2 pseudogenes are annotated in these 1,036 nt (G+C 53.6%); both read left to right on the forward strand.

What is annotated here, in order from left to right:
* Positions 1-659: pseudogene (locus tag G3436_RS24605) on the forward strand (type I restriction endonuclease subunit R); the annotation flags it as partial.
* A gap of 14 nt (positions 660-673) precedes the next feature.
* Positions 674-1,036 (forward strand): annotated as a pseudogene (locus tag G3436_RS24610) (YgjP-like metallopeptidase domain-containing protein); the annotation flags it as partial.

The raw sequence follows: 1,036 nt of genomic DNA on the forward strand, positions 1-1,036 counted from the left end.
TCGCTGATGCTGCGGGACGAAAACTGCCGGGTAATACCTACAAGGAGCGCATCACGAAGCTGGAATCCGCGCTGCTTCAACTGCTACTGGATGAGTACATCGCTGCCAGTCCGGCCAAGAGTCTGTTGGGTCGTGAGGTATCGATTCTGGATGCTAGTGATATGGCGCGCCTAAAGAAGCTGGCGAGCCCCGGTAGCCGCGCCTTGGTGATGAAAAACCAGCTGAAACAAACCATCGTCACCGGCAAGGACAAAGATCCAGCATTCTTTGACAAGCTGGCTGAGGAGTTGGAAAAGTTGCTTGAGGAGGAAAAGGCGGGGCGCATTACCCAAGCCAAGTTCCTGGAGCAACTGGAGCTGTTCAGCCAGCGGATTCAGGATAAGGACAACACCGGTTTTAATAAGCCCGCGCATTCAGCGGTATATCACTACCTTGCTGCGTTACTGGCTGAGAATACGGCAAGGGTGGCAACGACTAAGCTGTTCGAGGATGAGAGGCTGAGTCATGCTCTGTCGACTGAAAACTGGAAAAAAATGCCGGATACGCACCCTGACTTTAAAGACCATCTGCGGGGGGTATTGATGCCTCTAGCGGGTTGGGAGCGATCAGTAGCGCGTGATCACGCTAAACGAATCTTCGATATCTTGCTTAAAAACTAAACGCGGCGTTGCCCATGCCAGTATTGAAGTACGGCCAAACTGCTATTGAGTGGTACTTTCAGCTCGATACGAAGCTCAAGCGCCATTACGTGACTGTGGAACGGGGTAGACCTGTTATGTTGCGCGGCCCGTTGGTGGATGAGCCTGAACAAGAGGCTTTGGTGTTGCATCGTGCACGCTGGATTCGTGAAAGGCTGGCTCAGGTGAATCAACCCCTGGCCAGCGAGCCCATCGTAACGGGCAGCCGTCTGCGATATGCCGGGCGTACTTATTTCACCGAGGTAAGGCATGTACCGGATATCCTCAAGCCCCGACTAACTTTCACGCATCGCGTTTCATCGTTGATAACCCGGAGGGCGTGAGTATCCCTCCCCGAT

This window comes from Pseudomonas brassicae, from assembly GCF_010671725.1.
In the GTDB taxonomy this organism is placed as follows: domain Bacteria; phylum Pseudomonadota; class Gammaproteobacteria; order Pseudomonadales; family Pseudomonadaceae; genus Aquipseudomonas; species Aquipseudomonas brassicae.